Here is a 17,096-nt window from a genome sequence, read left to right as displayed (position 1 = left end):
CAGGGCGGAATTCGACGGATTCGACAGATGTCATCAGCGCGATGACAGGCGAGAGGGAGAAGGCCTTCTCCCCGAGAGGCGCAACGACGTCCCTTCGAAAGCCCCTGCCTGAGGGCGAGAGAAAGGAGCCGCGACGGCATCACAGCGCCCCGCGCGAGAGCCGCGGCGGTTTCCCGCGCCGCACCTGCTGTCCACGCGCGTTCCGTGCGCCCCACGGCGAGAACCGCACGATCGGCGCGTGCAAGACTGGGCGCGAGCGTGCTCCATCCCGCTGCGTCATGCGCGGGGCACGGAGCCACTGGACCCGGTCCGCTCATCCGCATCCTTTCGCAGGAGGACTCGAATGACCGATACCGCCGTGCTCGCCGAGGCACCCGCCCGAACCCCCGTCGCGAAGACGATCCTGATGTGCCGTCCCGAGCACTTCACCGTCGTCTACCGCATCAATCCGTGGATGGACCCGCAGGTCCCCACCGACACCTCCCTCGCCGTCCGGCAGTGGCAGACCCTCTACGACACCTACGCCGATCTGGGCTTCACGATCGAGCTGATCGAGCCCGAGGCCGGACTGCCGGACATGGTCTACGCGGCCAACGGCGGATTCGTGATCGACGGCATCGCCTACGGCGCCTCCTTCACCTACCCCGAGCGCCAGCCCGAGGGCCCGGCGTACATGGACTGGTTCCGCTCGGCCGGCTTCGACGTCCGCGTCCCCGAGGAGGTCAACGAGGGCGAGGGCGACTTCCTCCTCGTCGGCGAGCGGATCCTCGCCGGCACGGGCTTCCGCTCCGCCTCCGACTCGCACGCCGAGGTCGCCCGCGTCTTCGGCCGCGAGGTCGTCACGCTCGAGCTCGTGAACCCGTCGTTCTACCACCTCGACACCGCGATCGCCGTGCTCGACGACACGAACATCGCCTACCTTCCGAGCGCGTTCAGCGAGGAGGGCAACCGCACCCTCCGCGAGCTCTACCCCGACGCGATCCTCGTCTCGGAGGAGGACGCGTCCGTGCTCGGGCTGAACTCCTTCTCCGACGGCCTCAATGTCGTCATCGCGTCCCGTGCGACGGGCTTCGAGCGCCAGCTGCGCGAGCGCGGCTACAACCCGATCGGCGTCGACCTGTCCGAGCTGCTGCTCGGCGGCGGCGGCGTGAAGTGCTGCACCCTCGAGCTGCGCCGCTGACCCACTCCCCGTGGTCGGCGATCAGCAGCGCCGACCCACCCTCCACTGTCCACGATCCGTCGCACTCGACGCCGAGTGCGACGACTCCTGGAGAGTCGATCGTCCCCTCAGGAGGAACGACATGAGCATCACCGACACCGACACCGCCCGCTCCGCCGCCCTCATCGCCGCGGAGGAGGAGCACGCCGCCCACAACTACCACCCGCTGCCCGTCGTCGCGGCCACCGGCGAGGGCGCCTGGATCACCGACGTCGAGGGCGTCCGCTACCTCGACTGCCTCGCCGCCTACTCCGCCGTGAACTTCGGCCACTCGCACCCGGTGCTGCTGGAGGCGGCCCGCGAGCAGCTCGGCCGCGTCACCCTGACCAGCCGCGCGTTCCACAACGACCGCCTCGGCCCGTTCGTCACGGCGCTCGCCGCGCTCGCCGGCAAGGACATGGTCCTGCCGATGAACACGGGCGCGGAGGCGGTCGAGTCGGGCATCAAGGTCGCCCGCGCCTGGGGCTACCGGGTCAAGGGCGTCGCTCCGGGCCGGGCGAACATCGTCGTCGCGGCGGGCAACTTCCACGGCCGCACGACCACGATCATCTCGTTCAGCGACGACGCGGAGGCGCGCGACGGCTTCGCTCCGTTCACGCCCGGATTCCGCACGGTCCCGTTCGGGGACGCGGAGGCCCTCGAGGCCGCGATCGACGACGACACCGTCGCCGTGCTGATCGAGCCGATCCAGGGCGAGGCGGGCATCGTCGTGCCGCCGGCCGACTACCTCCCGGCCGTCCGCGAGATCACCGCGCGCCGCAACGTCCTCTTCATCGCGGACGAGATCCAGTCCGGCCTCGGCCGCACCGGCGCCACCTTCGCCTGCGACCTGGTCGGAGTCGTCCCCGACGTCTACCTGCTCGGCAAGGCGCTCGGCGGCGGCATCGTCCCCGTCTCGGCCGTGGTCGCGGACGCCGACGTGCTCGGCGTCCTGCAGCCGGGCCAGCACGGCTCCACCTTCGGCGGCAACCCGCTCGCCGCGGCCGTCGGCCTCGCGGTCGTCGAGATGCTCGCGACCGGCGAGTACCAGGCCCTCGCCCGCGAGCGCGGCGCCCAGCTGCACGCCCGCCTCGAGGCGCTGATCGGCCGCGGAGTGGTCGCCGTCCGCGGCGCCGGACTCTGGGCCGGCATCGACATCGACCCGCGGCTCGCCTCGGGCCGCGCCGTCTGCGAGGCCCTGATGGCCCGCGGAGTGCTGGCCAAGGACACGCACGGCTCGACCATCCGCGTGGCGCCGCCGCTGGTGGTCACCGCCGCCGAGATCGACTTCGCCGTCGACGAGCTGGAGGCCGTGCTCGAGTCGCTGCGCTGAGGCGCACCGTCCTCCCCCCGCGAGATGCCGTTCCGGTCCGCGACACGCTGTGTCCGGCGTGCCCGAACGGCATCCCGCGGGAGGGGGAGGGACGTGTTGAGACGGGACGTCTCGATGTCGCGGCAGGCCGTCGCCGCTCTGCGATACTCGCGCGATGAGCACACCTCTCCCGCCGGAGAACACCCCGCCCTCGTCCCCCGACCAACCCGCCGCAGGCCCCGCCTACGGCACGGCGACCCTCCCTCCCCGCCCCCGCGCGACCGGCCCGGCCGGCCTCGCCATCGCCGCACTCGTCGTCGGCATCGTCGCGTTCCTCGTCGGCCTCGTGCCGGTCTTCGGAGCACTCGTCGGGATCGCCGCCGTCGTCCTGGGCATCCTCGCCCTCCGCCGCGGTCAGTCGAAGGCGATGTCGATCACCGGCGTCGTCCTCGGCGGTCTGGCCGTCCTCGCCTCGCTCCTGACGACGATCGGCTTCGGAGCCGCCGTGAACTCCGCCTCGAGCGACCGCCCGGCGGCCGTGATCGTCGAGTCGTCCGAGCCCACGACCGCTCCCGTCGTGCCGGCCACGGAGGAGGCGGAGGTCGTCGAGACGGCGGAGCCCGCACCCGTCGAGACGGCGGAGCCCGCACCCGTCGAGACGGTCGCCCCTGCCCCGGCGCCTGTCGAGACGGCGGCTGCTGCGCAGGTCTCGCCCGAGTTCGCCTCGGCACTCATCAAGGCGCAGAGCTACTCCGAGATGCTCCACATGAGCAAGGCGGGCCTGTACGGCCAGCTCACCTCCGAGTACGGTGAGCAGTTCTCGCCCGAGGCCGCGCAGTACGCGGTGGACACCGTCTCCGCCGACTGGAACGCCAACGCGCTGGCGAAGGCCAAGGACTACCAGGCCCAGATGGCGATGGCGCCGGAGGCCATCCGCGATCAGCTGACCAGCGAGTACGGGGAGCAGTTCACGAGCGACGAGGCCGACTACGCCATCGCGCACCTGAACGACTAGTCCCACTCGGACCGTCGCGGCACTGCGCGGCCACTGAGCAGGTCCTCCCGGAGCGCGCCGCCGTCCGTCGCCCACGACCCGGGCGACGGAGGGCGGCGGACCACCGGAGCCGGTTCAGGCCAGGACGGCGAGGGTGACGGGGAGCGCCTCGCTCCACCTGCCGGTCAGCCGCTCCTCGCCCTCGAGGAACGGCGGCGCGAGGACCCGCGCGAGGACGAGCGTCAGACCGTCGGCCGAGGTCGTGGTGGTCCGTGCGTCGCTGCGGACGAGCACCGTCGACGGCGGCCCGGACGCTCCGGCGCCTGATCCGCTGCCCTGCACCGTCGCGGTCGGCGGGCGGACGATGCGCTGCCCGTCCTCCTCGAAATGCTGCTCGACCTCCCGGGCGCCGGTGCGGATCGCCGTGGCGAAGGCGGCGATCGCGACGGGGTCGCCGGCACCGTCGTAGACCCAGCGACGACCGAGGACGGTATGCTCGACGGTCGCGAGGAGATGCGCGTCACCGCCGGCGAGAGGCGAGCCGCGGTAGGTCAGCGGCACCTGGAGCGGCGGCTGCCCGGACGACTGGACGATCAGCGTCTCCACTCCCACCTCGCCATCGGGGTCGTCGAACCGGTAGGCGCCGAGCTGCGTGAATCCGCCGCCCTCGCACCAGGGCTGCGTCGGCGCCCATGCCTCCACGATCTCGAGCTTCCCGGGGGTGATCGTCGCACGGTGCAGAAGGGCCATGCACCGAGAGTAGAGCCGGCCGATCCGTCCGGAGGAGTGCCCGTCAGCGAGCGGCGCCCGCCGTCGCCGACTCGGGCAGGCTGCTCATGGGGAGCGTGTACTCGCCCTTCAGCGCCGAGATCCAGACGGTGGTCGGGGCGACGGCGGCGAAGTTCGAATTGAGCAGCGCCATCAGCGTGGTGTGCAGGGAGTGCGCGTCGATCGAGCCGGCGTCGTTCGCGATCGCGATCGCGCCCGTCGCGTCCGAGAGGACCTCGGCGCGGAGCCCGTGCGTCTCGGCCTCGGCGGCCGAGGCGAGGATGCAGTTGTTGGTCATGTAGCCGACGAGGGTGATCGTGTCGACGTCGTGCTCGCGGAGCCAGTCGAGCAGGTCGGTCCCCGCGAAGACCGTGCCGAACTGCTTCGTGACGTTCTTCCACGAGTCCGAGCGGCGCTTCTCGATCTCCGGGTGCAGGGCGAAGGACGGACCCGACGGGTCGAAGATCGGCGCTCCCTCGCCCGCGCTGTGCTGGACGACGGCGATCGGGAGGCCCGCGGCGGCGGCGGAGTCGAGGGCGGCGGCGATCCTCGGCAGCGACTGCGCGTGCGGCGGGTACTGGATCTCGAGCGGACCGCTGAAGTACTCCTGCTGCACGTCGACGAGGATCAGTGCGCGGCGCGGTGTGGTCATGAGGGGCTCCCATCGGTGGCGGACGTCCCCGATCCTCCCGCCCGGGGCTGGGAGCGGCGGTCAGCCACGCGGCCCGCGACCCGGTCGTGGGCGCAGGCCCACACCTCCTCGTGCTCGAGCGGAGTGAGGACGCCGGCGTCGAGCAGCCGGTCGGCCCGCCGCAGCGCGGCCGCGATCGCCGCCTGCTCGGCGACGGCGGGGGAGTCGACGTCCGCGATCACGAGCCGGCGGGCGCAGGCCCGGCGGAGGCGGCGGGTCGAGCGGGCCGAGAGGAGCAGGAGCGACGCGGTCGGCAGGGCGAGCGCGGCCAGCAGGAGGAGAGGCAGCCGGTCGAGCGCGAGCGTCCCGACGGCGCCGGCGGCCGTCACGGCCACGACCAGCTGCGGACCGGCCGCGTGCAGGCGGAGGCGCCTCCGCTCCTCGACGGAGATGCCGGGCGCGAAGACGATGAGCTCGCTCCGGACGACGCCGTACCGGCTCGCACCGACGGTGTGGCGGCCCCAGCGGGGGCCGGCGTCGAGGAGGCGGAGGAGCAGGTGCACGAGCGCCATCGTCGGCCCGCGACGGCAGGTGGGAGGGGATCCTGACGGAACGCGGACGCGTACCGGGCCGATCCGCACGGTCCGCTCGCGCGAGGCTCACGACCCCCTCACGACGCGGGATCGCGCGTCGACGTCCCTCCCCAGCCGATTACCCGTGAGGAAAGCGTGAGGATCCGCTCATTCCGGGCGGGCGCGCTCCTCACGGCGAGTAGAAACATCCAGTGACCTCTTCCGTCGTCCGTGGCGACCCCGACGCCCTCGAACCCTCCCCTCTCTCCTCCGCGCGCGCGGGCGGGGTGAAGGCGTGGCTCCTCGAGGGCCTCCGCGACGACTCCGGAGCCCACCCCGGCCCCCACGCGGCCACCGGCAGGACGCACTCCTGGTGGCGCGTCATGTGCCTCACGGGTGTCGACTACTTCTCCACCCTCGGCTACCAGCCGGCGATCGCGGCGCTCGCCGCCGGCCTGGTCTCGCCGCTCGCGACGATCGTCCTGGTGGTGCTGACCCTCCTCGGCGCGCTCCCCGTCTACCGCCGCGTGGCCCGCGAGAGCTTCCGCGGCGAGGGGTCGATCGCGATGCTCGAGCGCCTGCTGCCCTGGTGGGGCGGCAAGCTCTTTGTGCTGGTGCTGCTGGGGTTCGCGGCCACCGACTTCATGATCACGATCACCCTCTCGGCGGCCGACGCGACGGCGCACGCGGTCGAGAACCCGTTCGCCCCCGCCTGGTTCCACGGGGCGGAGGTGCCGCTCACGCTGGGGCTGATCGCCCTGCTGGGGATCGTGTTCCTCCGCGGGTTCCGCGAGGCCATCTCGATCGCGGTCGTGCTCGTGGCCGTGTTCCTCCTGCTCAACGCGATCGTGATCGCCGTGGCGATCGGGCACGTGGCCGAGAACCCCGTCGTCATCGGCGACTGGTGGTCGGCGCTCACGACCCAGCACGGGAATCCGCTGATCATGGTCGGCATCGCGCTCATCGTGTTCCCCAAGCTCGCGCTCGGGCTCTCCGGCTTCGAGACCGGGGTCGCGGTCATGCCGCAGATCCGCGGCGACGCGGGCGACACCGAGGACGCCCCCGTCGGCCGCATCCGCGGGGCGAAGCGGCTGCTCATCACCGCCGCCGTCACGATGTCGGCGTTCCTCATCACCTCGAGCTTCGTCACCACGCTGCTCATCCCGCAGGCGCAGTTCCAGCCGGGCGGCGAGGCCAACGGCCGCGCGCTGGCCTACCTCGCGCACGAGTACCTCGGCGAGGGCTTCGGCACGGTCTACGACGTCGCGACGATCTGCATCCTCTGGTTCGCGGGCGCCTCCGCGCTGGCCGGCCTGCTCAACATCGTCCCGCGCTACCTGCCCCGCTACGGCATGGCGCCGCAGTGGGCCGGCGCCGTCCGTCCGCTCGTGCTGGTCTTCACCGTCGTGGCCTTCGTCATCACGATCCTCTTCCGCGCCGACGTCGACGCGCAGGGCGGCGCCTACGCGACCGGCGTGCTGGTGCTGATCACCTCCGCGTCCGTCGCCGTGTTCCTCTCGGCGAAGCGCAGGAAGCAGCGCAAGCGCGCCGTGGGCTTCGCGGTCATCGCGCTGGTCTTCGTCTACACGACGGTCGTGAACGTGGTCGAGAGGCCCGACGGCGTGAGGATCGCGGCGGTCTTCATCGTCGGCATCCTCGCGGTCTCGCTCGTCTCGCGCGTGCACCGCTCGTTCCAGCTGCGCGCCACCTCCGTGGTGTTCGACGCCGCCGCGATCGACTTCCTCACCACGGACGCCGACGACTACGGCGTGATCCGCATCCTCGCGAACGAGCCCGACGACGGCTCCGAGGCGGAGTACCGGGACAAGCTGGCGGAGGAGCAGCGCGACAGCAACCTGCCGATGCGCGGCCCGGTGCTCTTCCTCGAGGTGCACACCACCGACTCCTCCGACTTCGAGGAGGACCTGGTCGTGCAGGGCCGCGTCTGCCACGGCTTCCGCGTGCTCACGGTGACCAGCGGCAACATCCCGAACACCATCGCCACGGTGCTGCTCGAGATCCGCGACCTCACCGGCGTGATCCCGGACGTCTACTTCGAGTGGACCGAGGGCGGCCCCATCTCGAACATGTTCCGCTTCCTCATCACCGGCACCGGCGAGGTCGCCCCCGTCACCCGCGAGGTCCTCCGCCGCGCGGAGTCCCGCCGCGACCGCCGGCCGGGCGTGCACGTGGGCTGACGCCTGCTGCGCGGCGGGGGAGTGGCGGCGCGGAGGTGCCGCTCCTGCTGCGGGATGGCGCCGAGACGCCGCTCCGTCATCGAGTCATCGCTGCAGGAGCGGTGCGTCGGCGGAGGAGGCGGTGTCCCGGCGCGCGGCGGCCCCGTAGCGTGGGCGGCGGGCGCCCGTCGGGGCGCCGACACCGACGAACGGACGACGATGACCCTCGAGGACCAGCGCGCGCACATCCTGACCGGCGCCGTGTACGACGACATGACCCCCGAGCTGGTCGCCGCGCGCGAGCGGGCGGTCCTCGCCTCGAACGCGTACAACGCGAGCTTCGGGCGTCCCCCGGTCGAGCGGGAGGCTCTGCTCCGCGAGCTCGTCGCCTCGGTGGGCGCGGACGCGCACCTCGAGCCGACGTTCCGCTGCGAGTTCGGGTTCAACATCACGATCGGCGACCGCTTCTACGCGAACTTCGACTGCATCCTGCTCGACGGCGCCCCCATCACGATCGGCGACGACGTGCTGTTCGGCCCCCGCGTCGCGATCTACACGTCGAACCACGCCCTCGACCCGGCCGAGCGCGCCGCCGGCGCCTGCACTGCGAAGCCGGTCGTCGTCGGCGACGGCGTCTGGATCGGCGGCGGCGTCACGATCAACCAGGGCGTCACCATCGGCGACGGGGCCGTGATCGGCTCGGGCAGCGTCGTCACCCGCGACGTCCCTCCGCTCACCATCGCGGCCGGCGTCCCCGCCCGCGTCCTCCGCTCGATCACCCCCGACGACCGGACCGGCTACCGCCCGGCCCACTGACGCCGGCCCACGCCGGCCCCGAGACGCCGGCTCCGAGACGCCGCGGGACTGCTCACGGCCTCGCGGCGATCCGCCCTCAGGACTTCACGGTCGACAGGGGCTCGGTGATGCTCTCGAGGCTGCGGCGCTCGGCGTCGACGCCGAAGATCAGGGCGATCACGCCGCCGAGGATCATCACGGCGGCGCCGACGAAGTAGCCGATCGTCAGCGGGCCGCGGTCGCTGCCGTCGCCGATCAGGGCGCCGTAGAGGGCGGGGGCGACCGCTCCGGCGATCTGGCCGAGGGTGAAGAAGTACGAGATCGCCTGGCTGCGCAGCTCGAGCGGGAAGATCTCGCTCACGGTGAGGTAGGCGCTCGAGGCTCCCGCGGAGGCGAAGAAGAACGACACGCACCAGAGGATCGTCTGCGTCGTCGCGGTCAGGACGTCCATGCTGAAGAGGACCGCCGAGACGGCCAGGACCGCTCCCGAGACACCGTAGGTGAGGAAGATCATCTTCCGCCGGCCCCACACGTCGAACAAATGGCCGAGCACCAGCGGCCCGACGAGGTTGCCGATCGCGAACGGGAAGAAGAAGTACGAGATCGCGCTCTGCTCGACTCCGTAGAAGTTCTCGAGCACCAGCGCGTAGGTGAAGAAGATCGCGTTGTAGAGGAACGACTGGGTGATCATCATCGTCGCGCCCACCAGCGTCCGCTTCGGGTACTGCCGCAGCAGCACCCGGGCGATGGTGCGGAACGGGATGCTCTCCGTCGCCTTCACGGTGATCGCCTTCGCGTCGTCGACCGGCTCGAGCACGCCGCCCTCCGCCTCCACCCGGCGCTCGATCTCGTCGACGGTGCGCTCCGCCTCCTCCTCGCGGCCGTGCGTCATCAGCCAGCGCGGGCTCTCGGGGATGTGGCGGCGGAGGTAGATGATCGCCAGTCCGAGGATCGGGCCGAGGAAGAAGCCGAGGCGCCAGCCGACGTTCTCGGCGAAGAGCGCGTCGTTCAGGAAGAACAGGTTGGCCGCGGAACCCAGAGCCGCGCCGCCCCAGTAGGTGCCGTTGATCGCGATGTCGACGCGGCCGCGGTACTTGGAGGGGATGAGCTCGTCGATCGCGGAGTTGATCGCCGCGTACTCGCCGCCGATCCCCATGCCCGCGAAGAAGCGGAACACGGCGAGGAAGACGTAGTTCGGCGCGAGCCCCGCCAGGCCGCTGGCGACCAGGTAGATGACGAGCGTCAGGATGAACAGCTTGCGCCGCCCGAGCTTGTCGCTCAGCCGCCCGAAGATCAGGGCGCCCGCGATCTGGCCGCACAGGTAGATCGTGCCGAGCAGGCCGACCTCGAAGGCCGAGAGCCCGAACTCCTTCGCGAAGCCGGCGGAGGCGACGATCTGGATCTCGAGGCCGTCCAGCACCCACGAGAAGCCGAGGCCGACGACGATCGACCAGTGGAAGCGGGTCCAGGGGAGCCTGTCGATGCGGGCGGGCACGAGGCTCCGGACCGGGCCGCGCGGACTGGTGGATGTCGACATGGCGAGCGCCTTCCTGTCGCCCCGGCGTCGTTGCGGAGGAACGCTGTCCCGAGCGCGGCGAGACGACACTAGACCCGCGGGCGGCTCCATATCGCCGGGCTATTCACCCCTTGTCACGGACCGCCGAGCGGGTGTATTCCGGGGACCGGTGCCCACCCGGGGGCGGAGCGCGGCGCGGAGCTCATCGGTCCGGATCCGGAGCGAGGCGCGGTGGACGCGAGCCCGGATCCGTCCCGCGGGGCCTGACACCGCCCGCCTCCTCCGCCTAGCGTGGAGGCATGATCGACGCGACGCCCGCGGGCACCCCCACCTACGTCCTCAGCGAGGGGCCCGTCTGGGATCCGGACACCGCCCGCCTCACCTGGGTCGACATCGAGGCCGGCGCGGTCCTGTCCGCCCCCGTCACCGCGGAGGGGATCGGAGCGATCTCGCGCACCGACGTCGGCGAGCAGGTCGGCGCCGCGCTGCCCCTGGGCGACGGGCGGACGCTCGTCGCGCTGACCCGGCGGCTCGCGATCCTGGAGGTCGACGGCTCCCTCACGCGCGGCTCCGAGCTGCTGCCGGAGGGGCACCGCTTCAACGACGGCACGATCGACCAGCAGGGGCGCCTCCTGGTCGGCTCGCTGACCCTCGGCGAGTCGGCGGGCGACGACGTCCTGCTGCGCATCGAGCACGACGGGTCCGTCACCGTGCTCGACGACGACCTGCGGCTCTCGAACGGACTCGGCTTCTCGCCGGACGGCTCTGTGCTGTACTCGGCCGACACCGAGTCGGGCGTGATCCACCGCCGCTCCTACGCGGACGCCGAGCACGGCCCGCGCGAGCCCTTCGTTGAGCTCGAGGAGGGCGTGTTCGCCGACGGACTGACCGTGGACGCCGACGGCCGCGTGTGGGTCGCGGTCTGGGGCGGGAGCGGCGTCCGGGTGTTCGAGGCCGACGGCAGCCCGGTCGAGGGCGAGGGCATCAGGATCGACGCCCCGCACTCCTCCAGCATCGCCTTCGCGGGCGAGGACCTGGACATCGCGGTCGTCACCTCCGCATCACGCGACCTCTCGGCGGACGAGCGGGCGCGTCATCCGCACGCCGGCGGACTGTGGATCGCGCAGCCCGGAGCCCGCGGCCGCGCCGCCACGCGCTGGGTGGAGGGCCCTCTGCCCTAGGCGCGGCCGGTCGCCCGTCAGACGGCGGGCGCCGTCGGCGGGCTCGGCTCCGACGCGGGCTGCGGCACGAGGGTCAGCCGCGAGATGCGGTAGCGGTCCGTCTCGGCCACGCGGAGCAGGTGGTCGCCGACGAGCACGGAGTCGCCCACGACGGCCACACGGCCGATCCTGTCGAGGACGAATCCGCCGACCGTCTCGTACGGACCCTCGGGCAGCTCGATGCCCAGCTGCTCCGCCAGGTCCTCGAGGATCATCCCGCCGTCGACGTCGTGCAGCTGCTCGGCCGCCTTCGCGTCGACCGCCTGGCGGGCGCCGTCGTACTCGTCGTAGATCTCGCCGACGAGCTCCTCGAGCAGGTCCTCCAGCGTGATGATGCCGTCGGTTCCCCCGTACTCGTCGATGACGACGGCGATCTGGTGGCCGTCCTGGCGCATGGTGCGCAGGGCCGCGAGCACCTTCGTCGTGCCGGGGACCGCGAGGATCGGGCGGGTGATGTCGGCGACGCTGCTCGCGGTGCCGGCGCGACCCGCCTCCGGGAACGCGGACATCAGGTCGCGCACGTGGACGAAGCCGAGCACGTCGTCGAAGTCGTCGCCGACCACCGGGTAGCGCGAGTGCGGCTGGTCGAGGACCGCCGCGTAGCCCTCGGCCACGCTGAGCGCGCCGCGGAGGAAGTCGACGTCCGGCCGCGGGCGCATCACCTCGGCGACGCGGCGGTCGTCCGCGCGGAAGATGTCGGTGAGCAGCCGGCGGCTGTCCTCGTGGATCTCGGTATTGCTGGAGATCATGTCGCGCACCTCGTCGGCCGAGACGCTCTCGCCCTTCTCGCGCGGGTCGGCGCCGAGGAGGCGGACGACGGCGTCGGTCGAGACGGACAGCAGCCAGATCACGGGGCGCATCAGGCGCGCGAGGGCGTTGAGCGGGGGTGCGAGGGCCTTGGTGAACGCGACGGACTTCTGCATCGCCAGGCGCTTGGGGACCAGCTCGCCCAGCACCAGGGAGAGGTACGCGATGACGAGGGTCATCAGGATCAGGGCGACGGTCGAGGCGGCGGAGGCCGAGAGGCCGAGCGACTGCAGCGGCGGCACGAGGTCGGGCGCGATGGTCGAGGCGCCGTACGCCGAGGAGAAGAAGCCGGCGAGCGTGACGCCGATCTGGACCGCGGAGAGGAACGTGTTGGGGTTGCGGACGAGCTCGGCGATGCGCCGGCCGCGCTCGCTGCCGGCCTCGATCGCGCGGACCTGGCTCTCGCGGAGGCTGACGATGGCCATCTCGGTGCCCGCGAAGACGCCTCCGAGGAGGACGAACAGCACGACGAGGCCGATGTTGAGGAGGGTGTCGAGATCCACGCCGACCAGAGTAGGGATGCCGGCCGTGAGAACGCCTCGTGGACTCTCAGGGAGTGGGTCGGGCGGGGCGACGCCCCGCCCGCCCGCCCGCTCAGGACGCGTCGGCCGGGCGCACGCCGATCGTGAGGATGAGGTTCGCGTAGATGCGGCGGTCGCCCGAGGCGATCGTGAGCGCGACGTCGGGGGTGCGCGCTTCGGCGTAGAAGGCGTGCCGCTCGAGCGAGGTGAAGGGGACGCCGTCGAGGGATCGGCGGAAGGCGTCCTGCGCGGGGACGTCGATCCCGGGCGCGGGGGTCATGACCGTCGCCTCCTCGACGACGATCGCCGAGAGCAGGGCGTCGAGGATCTCGTCGACGGTCAGCATGTCGGGCCGGAGGTTCAGGTGCACCAGGGCGGAGTTCGGTCCGAGCGTGGTGCCGACGGGGTAGTTGCCGTCGGCGATGAGGACGCGGGAGCCGTGGCCCGCGCGGGCGAGCGCGTGCAGGATCTCGGGGTGGAGGAGGGTCGTGGTCAGCAAGAGGAGCTCCTAGAGGTCGTGGAGGTGGGCGACGGACGAGCCGGCGAGCAGGCGGCCGGGGAGCCTCCGCTCCTGGGGGCCGGGCTGCTCCGCCCCGGAGTCGAGGCGGAGGCGGACGAGGGCGGCGGCCTCGGCGGCGATCGCCTCCGTCGGCTGGGCGATCGTGGTCAGGTGCGGGCGGACCACGCGGGCCAGCTCGACGTTGTCGAAGCCGACGACGGAGAGGTCCGTCGGCACGCGCAGTCCGGAGTCGCCGAGGGCGATCAGGGCGCCGACCGTCAGCTCGCGGTTGCTCGCGAACAGGGCGGTCGGCCGGGGGCTCAGAGCGAGGACCCGCTCGACGGCGGCGACCCCGCTCTCGACCGTCAGCGGGCCGCGCACCACGGCGTCGGCGGCGGGGTGGACGCCGCGCTCGGCCAGGGCGGCGAGGAAGCCGGCCGTCCGCTCCCGGGTGGAGGACACTCCGTCCTCCCCGCCGAGCACCGCGATCGAGCGGTGGCCGTGGTCGAGGAGGTGGCGGGCGGCGGAGGCGCCGGCGCCCGCGTTGTCGAGCGCGACGCGATCGGTGACCAGTGCGTCGTCGATCCAGTCGACGGCCACCACGGGGGTGCCCTGCTCGGAGGCGCGGCGCAGCGCGTCGACGTCGCCCGCGGACGGCACCGCCACGATCCCGTCGACCATCTTCTCGAGCAGCAGGTCGACCGCGGCTCCCGGCTCGGGGCGGCTCACGCCGACCAGCACGCCGATGCCCTCTCCGCGCAGGGCCCGCTCGAGGCCCGCGATGATCGAGAGGTGGAACTCGTTGTCGAGGGCGGGCAGCAGCACTCCGACCGTGCGGGAGCGCCGCGAGCGCAGGCCTCGAGCGAAGCCGTTGACGCGGAAGCCGACCTCGGCGGCCGCCGCCTCGATCGCCGCCCGGTTCTCGGGGCGCACGGGGAGCCCGTTGTAGTGCTTCGAGATGGTCGAGAGCGAGAGGCCGGTCAGCCGCTGCAGGTCCTTGTAGGTGGCCACGTCACAGGGTGGCGCGGGGCGAGCCGTAGCCGCTCCAGCCCGGGATCGTGCCGTCGGCGTCCCACAGGTCGAGCCAGCCGGTGCTGCCGGGCCAGAGGAAGACCTGGCCCTTGATCAGCCGGTTGTTGCGCTCGGCGCCGCGCAGCGCCTCCTGCTCCTCGGCCGTGAGCACCAGGGAGGCGGCGGCCAGGTTCGCCTCGATCTGCTCCGGCTTCACCGCGAACGGGATCGGGATCTGGCCGCGGTTCACCGCCCAGGCGAGGCACACGACGGCCGGATGCACGCCCCGCTCGTCGGCGATCGCCCGCACCGCGGGGTGCTCGATGTCGACGATGTCGCCCTCCACCCGATCGCGCTCGGGCCGCGACGGCGAGCCCAGCGGCGAGTAGCCGATCGGCTGGATGCGGTGGTCGAGGCAGAAGCGGAACAGCTCCGGCTGCTGGAAGCAGGGGTGCAGCTCCATCTCGTTCAGCTGCGGGGCGATGCGGACGTCGGCGAGGATCCGCTCGAGCTTGGGGATCGTGACGTTGGAGGTGCCGAGGTGCCGGACGAGGCCCCGGTCGACCATGCTCTCGAGCGCGCGCCAGGTCTCGAGGAACGCCTCGTGGACGTACGGGCGGGCGTGCGGATCGCGAGCGTCGGTCTCGGCGTGCGGCGGGTGGTGGTTCGGGAAGGGCCAGTGCACGAAGACGGCGTCGAGCACGTCGAGGCCGAGGTCGGCGAGCGAGCGCTCGACGGAGGCGACGGCCGCCGCGGGCTCGTGCGCGTCGTTCCAGATCTTCGACATGACGAAGAGCTCGTCGCGGTCGACTCCGGAGTCGGCGATCGCCCGGCCGACGCGCGGCTCGTTGCCGTAGACGGTGGCGCAGTCGAGGAGGCGGAAGCCGGCGCGGAGGGAGTGCTCGACCGCGAGGCCGACGGTCTCGGCGTCGTAGCGGTCGGAGCCGAACGTGCCGGCGCCGATGGCGGGGATGCGGCTGCCGCTCGCGAGGACGCGGTGGCTCGGCGGAGTGGGGGCCATGCGGATCCTCCTGGTGCGGCGGCGGGGGCGAAACGTTGCGCTCCACGGTAGGCGGGGGAGGGTTGCGGCGTCAACGATGCTGTGGACCGATGTGCGTAACGTTTCGTGCGGTGGGTGCCTTCGTCCTCCGTTCCTGCCCCGCCCCCCTCGAAACGCCAATAGTTGTCACTCTCGTGCGCGACTGCGACGACTACTGGACTGTCGAGAAGAGCCCCGCCCCTCCGCTCAGACCAGCCGGCGCGACTCCTCCGTGACCACGCGGAACCAGCGCGCGCCGTAGCCGTCGAGGGGTACCGACACGGCGCCGTCCTCGCCGAGCGGGAGCGACTCGCCGCCGAGGGAGTCGACCAGCCGCGCCCCGGCGGGGGTGTCGGGGAGCGTCAGGTGCGCCGTGCGCGGGTTCGACGCCAGGTTGTGCACCGCGACGGTCGTGCCGGTCGACGCGGACATCCGGTGCGCGAGCACGCTCGGCTCGTCGCAGGGGAGGTGCGTGTACTCGCCCCAGCCGATCTCCGGCGACCGCCGGTACAGCCAGGCGAGGCCCTTCACGTGGGCCAGGAGGGAGTCCGGATCCTGGAGCTGCGCGGCCGCGTTCACGTGCTCGGGTCCGAAGCCGCCGCCGGGAGGGGTGGCGATCAGGTCGGAGGCGTCGGCACGCGAGAACCCGCCGTTGGCGGCGCTGCTCCACTGCATCGGGGTCCGCACGGCGCTGCGGCCCGGGATGTCGGCGTTCTCGCCCATCCCGATCTCCTCGCCGTAGTAGAGCACCGGGGTCCCGGGCAGCGAGAAGACCAGGCTGTGGACCAGGCGGACGCGGCGCGGGTCGCCGTCGACCATCGGCGGGAGGCGGCGGACGATGCCGCGCCCGTGGATCCGCTGCGACTGCTCCGGAGCGAACGCCGCGAAGACCTCGTCGCGCTCGTCGTCGCTCAGCTGGTCGAGGGTGAGCTCGTCGTGGTTGCGCGCGAAGTTCGCCCACTGGCTGCCGACGGAGATCTCGGGGCGGCTCGCGAGCGCCTCGACGAGCGGCGCCGCCTCCTCCCGGGCCAGCGCGAGGTAGAGGCGCTGGTTGCCGATGAAGTCGAACTGCATCGACAGCTCGTCCGCGTCCTCGCCGCCGAAGAAGCCGAGCTGCTCCTCGCGGGTCACGTTGACCTCGCCCAGCAGCATCGCCTCGCCGGAGCGCCGCGAGACGAAGCGGCGCAGCAGGCGCAGCCACTCGTGCTCGTCGCGGGCGCCGGGCTCGATCAGGTAGGGCACCGCGTCGACCCGGAAGCCGTCGACGCCCAGCTGCAGCCAGAACCCGATGAGCTTCGCGATCTCGTCGCGCACGGCCGGGTTCTCGGTGTTGAGGTCGGGCTGGTGCCGGTAGAAGTGGTGCAGGTAGTACTGGCCCGCCTCCTCGTCGCGGAACCAGACGCCGTCCTCCGCGTCCGGGAACACGTTCGCGGGCTGATCGGCGGGCGGCTCGTCGCGCCAGACGTAGTAGTCGCGGTACGGGCTGTAGGGGGAGGAGCGGGCGGCCTGGAACCAGGGGTGCTGGTCCGAGGTGTGGTTGACGACGAGGTCGACGATCACGCGCATCCTGCGGTCGTGGGCGGTCCGGATCACCTCGACGACGTCGCCGTGGTGCCCGAAGCGCTCGTCCACTCCGTAGAAGTCGCTGATGTCGTAGCCGTTGTCGCGGCCGGGGGACCGGTAGAACGGCGCGAGCCAGAGGCAGCTGACGCCGAGCTCGGCCAGGTAGTCGATCCGGTGGACGAGGCCCTCGAGGTCGCCGACGCCGTCGTCGTCCCAGTCCATGAACGTCTTCACGTCGAGGTTGTAGAAGACGGCGGTGCGCCACCACAGGTCGCTGGTGTCGGTGACCCTCATGCGCGGGGCTCCGGGCGGGAGGAGGCGGAGGGTGCGGGGAAGAGGGGCGCGGGGGTGAGGGGCGCGGGCGCGGGTGTGAGCGTGCGCCTGGGCGGTGATCGCCGCGGCGTCGGCGAGGAACCCCGAGCGGTACGCGACGTGGCTGAGCAGCACCAGCGCCGTCCGCTCGCCGAGCACCG

Annotated in this window: 15 protein-coding genes; 6 read left to right on the top strand and 9 right to left on the bottom strand. The window is 72.4% G+C overall.

The window, feature by feature from the left end:
* Positions 1 to 343: 343 nt before the first annotated feature.
* The 3 genes from ddaH to C5C95_RS09255 all read left to right on the top strand — a co-directional run bounded on the left by ddaH (position 344) and on the right by C5C95_RS09255 (position 3,525).
* Complete coding sequence (gene ddaH / locus C5C95_RS09265; protein ID WP_104226838.1) at positions 344 to 1,180, top strand: dimethylargininase; 837 nt, start codon at positions 344 to 346, stop codon at positions 1,178 to 1,180.
* Positions 1,181 to 1,301: 121 nt separating this feature from the next.
* Positions 1,302 to 2,531 carry an ornithine--oxo-acid transaminase gene (gene rocD / locus C5C95_RS09260; RefSeq protein WP_181125630.1) on the top strand — a complete coding sequence of 410 codons (1,230 nt, stop codon included), beginning with the start codon at positions 1,302 to 1,304 and terminating at the stop codon, positions 2,529 to 2,531.
* 154 nt (positions 2,532 to 2,685) lie between these two features.
* Entirely contained in the window at positions 2,686 to 3,525 is an 840-nt protein-coding gene (locus C5C95_RS09255) for an Ltp family lipoprotein (protein ID WP_104292544.1), read from the top strand.
* A 114-nt stretch (positions 3,526 to 3,639) separates the two neighbouring features.
* Here C5C95_RS09255 and C5C95_RS09250 read toward each other — a convergent pair whose 3' ends face one another.
* Genes C5C95_RS09250 through C5C95_RS09240 form a run of 3 tightly spaced genes read right to left on the bottom strand, consistent with a single transcriptional unit; the run spans position 3,640 to position 5,466 of the window.
* A complete protein-coding gene (locus C5C95_RS09250) occupies positions 3,640 to 4,254 on the bottom strand; it encodes a hypothetical protein (RefSeq protein WP_104315744.1) in 615 nt (204 codons plus the stop codon).
* A gap of 43 nt (positions 4,255 to 4,297) precedes the next feature.
* Positions 4,298 to 4,924 carry an isochorismatase family protein gene (locus C5C95_RS09245; protein WP_104233860.1) on the bottom strand — a complete coding sequence of 209 codons (627 nt, stop codon included), beginning with the start codon at positions 4,922 to 4,924 and terminating at the stop codon, positions 4,298 to 4,300.
* Positions 4,921 to 5,466 carry a DUF6611 family protein gene (locus C5C95_RS09240; protein ID WP_146087066.1) on the bottom strand — a complete coding sequence of 182 codons (546 nt, stop codon included), beginning with the start codon at positions 5,464 to 5,466 and terminating at the stop codon, positions 4,921 to 4,923. The genes C5C95_RS09245 and C5C95_RS09240 overlap by 4 nt, the downstream gene beginning before the upstream one ends.
* Positions 5,467 to 5,687: 221 nt before the next feature.
* Between C5C95_RS09240 and C5C95_RS09235 the strand changes: the two genes are divergently transcribed.
* Complete coding sequence (locus C5C95_RS09235; protein WP_374953291.1) at positions 5,688 to 7,673, top strand: amino acid permease; 1,986 nt, start codon at positions 5,688 to 5,690, stop codon at positions 7,671 to 7,673.
* 198 nt (positions 7,674 to 7,871) lie between these two features.
* Positions 7,872 to 8,468 (top strand): sugar O-acetyltransferase, encoded by a 597-nt coding sequence (locus C5C95_RS09230; protein ID WP_104258293.1) that lies wholly within the window; start codon positions 7,872 to 7,874, stop codon positions 8,466 to 8,468.
* 76 nt (positions 8,469 to 8,544) lie between these two features.
* On the opposite strand, the gene C5C95_RS09225 is transcribed toward C5C95_RS09230, so the two are convergent.
* Positions 8,545 to 9,984 (bottom strand): MFS transporter, encoded by a 1,440-nt coding sequence (locus C5C95_RS09225; protein WP_104225083.1) that lies wholly within the window; start codon positions 9,982 to 9,984, stop codon positions 8,545 to 8,547.
* 278 nt (positions 9,985 to 10,262) lie between these two features.
* Here C5C95_RS09225 and C5C95_RS09220 point away from each other — a divergent pair, with 278 nt between their 5' ends.
* Positions 10,263 to 11,144, top strand: coding sequence for an SMP-30/gluconolactonase/LRE family protein (locus C5C95_RS09220; RefSeq protein ID WP_104324288.1), 882 nt, complete (start codon positions 10,263 to 10,265; stop codon positions 11,142 to 11,144).
* Between the two features lie 17 nt (positions 11,145 to 11,161).
* On the opposite strand, the gene C5C95_RS09215 is transcribed toward C5C95_RS09220, so the two are convergent.
* The 5 genes from C5C95_RS09215 to C5C95_RS09195 all read right to left on the bottom strand — a co-directional run bounded on the left by C5C95_RS09215 (position 11,162) and on the right by C5C95_RS09195 (position 16,917).
* On the bottom strand, positions 11,162 to 12,493 hold the full coding sequence (locus C5C95_RS09215; protein ID WP_104233863.1) for a hemolysin family protein: 1,332 nt from the start codon (positions 12,491 to 12,493) through the stop codon (positions 11,162 to 11,164).
* Positions 12,494 to 12,584: 91 nt separating this feature from the next.
* A complete protein-coding gene (locus C5C95_RS09210; RefSeq protein WP_104225080.1) occupies positions 12,585 to 13,010 on the bottom strand; it encodes an RbsD/FucU family protein in 426 nt (141 codons plus the stop codon).
* Between the two features lie 9 nt (positions 13,011 to 13,019).
* Positions 13,020 to 14,021, bottom strand: coding sequence for a LacI family DNA-binding transcriptional regulator (locus C5C95_RS09205; protein ID WP_104324287.1), 1,002 nt, complete (start codon positions 14,019 to 14,021; stop codon positions 13,020 to 13,022).
* Position 14,022: 1 nt separating this feature from the next.
* Positions 14,023 to 15,042 (bottom strand): aldo/keto reductase, encoded by a 1,020-nt coding sequence (locus C5C95_RS09200; RefSeq protein WP_104324286.1) that lies wholly within the window; start codon positions 15,040 to 15,042, stop codon positions 14,023 to 14,025.
* 225 nt (positions 15,043 to 15,267) lie between these two features.
* Positions 15,268 to 16,917, bottom strand: a complete 1,650-nt coding sequence (locus C5C95_RS09195; protein ID WP_104324317.1) for an alpha-amylase family protein — start codon at positions 16,915 to 16,917, stop codon at positions 15,268 to 15,270.
* Positions 16,918 to 17,096: the final 179 nt, after the last annotated feature.

The sequence above is a fragment of the Rathayibacter sp. AY1B7 genome, assembly GCF_002932735.1.
Taxonomy (GTDB): domain Bacteria; phylum Actinomycetota; class Actinomycetes; order Actinomycetales; family Microbacteriaceae; genus Rathayibacter.
This window is presented reverse-complemented; position numbering and strand designations above follow the sequence as displayed.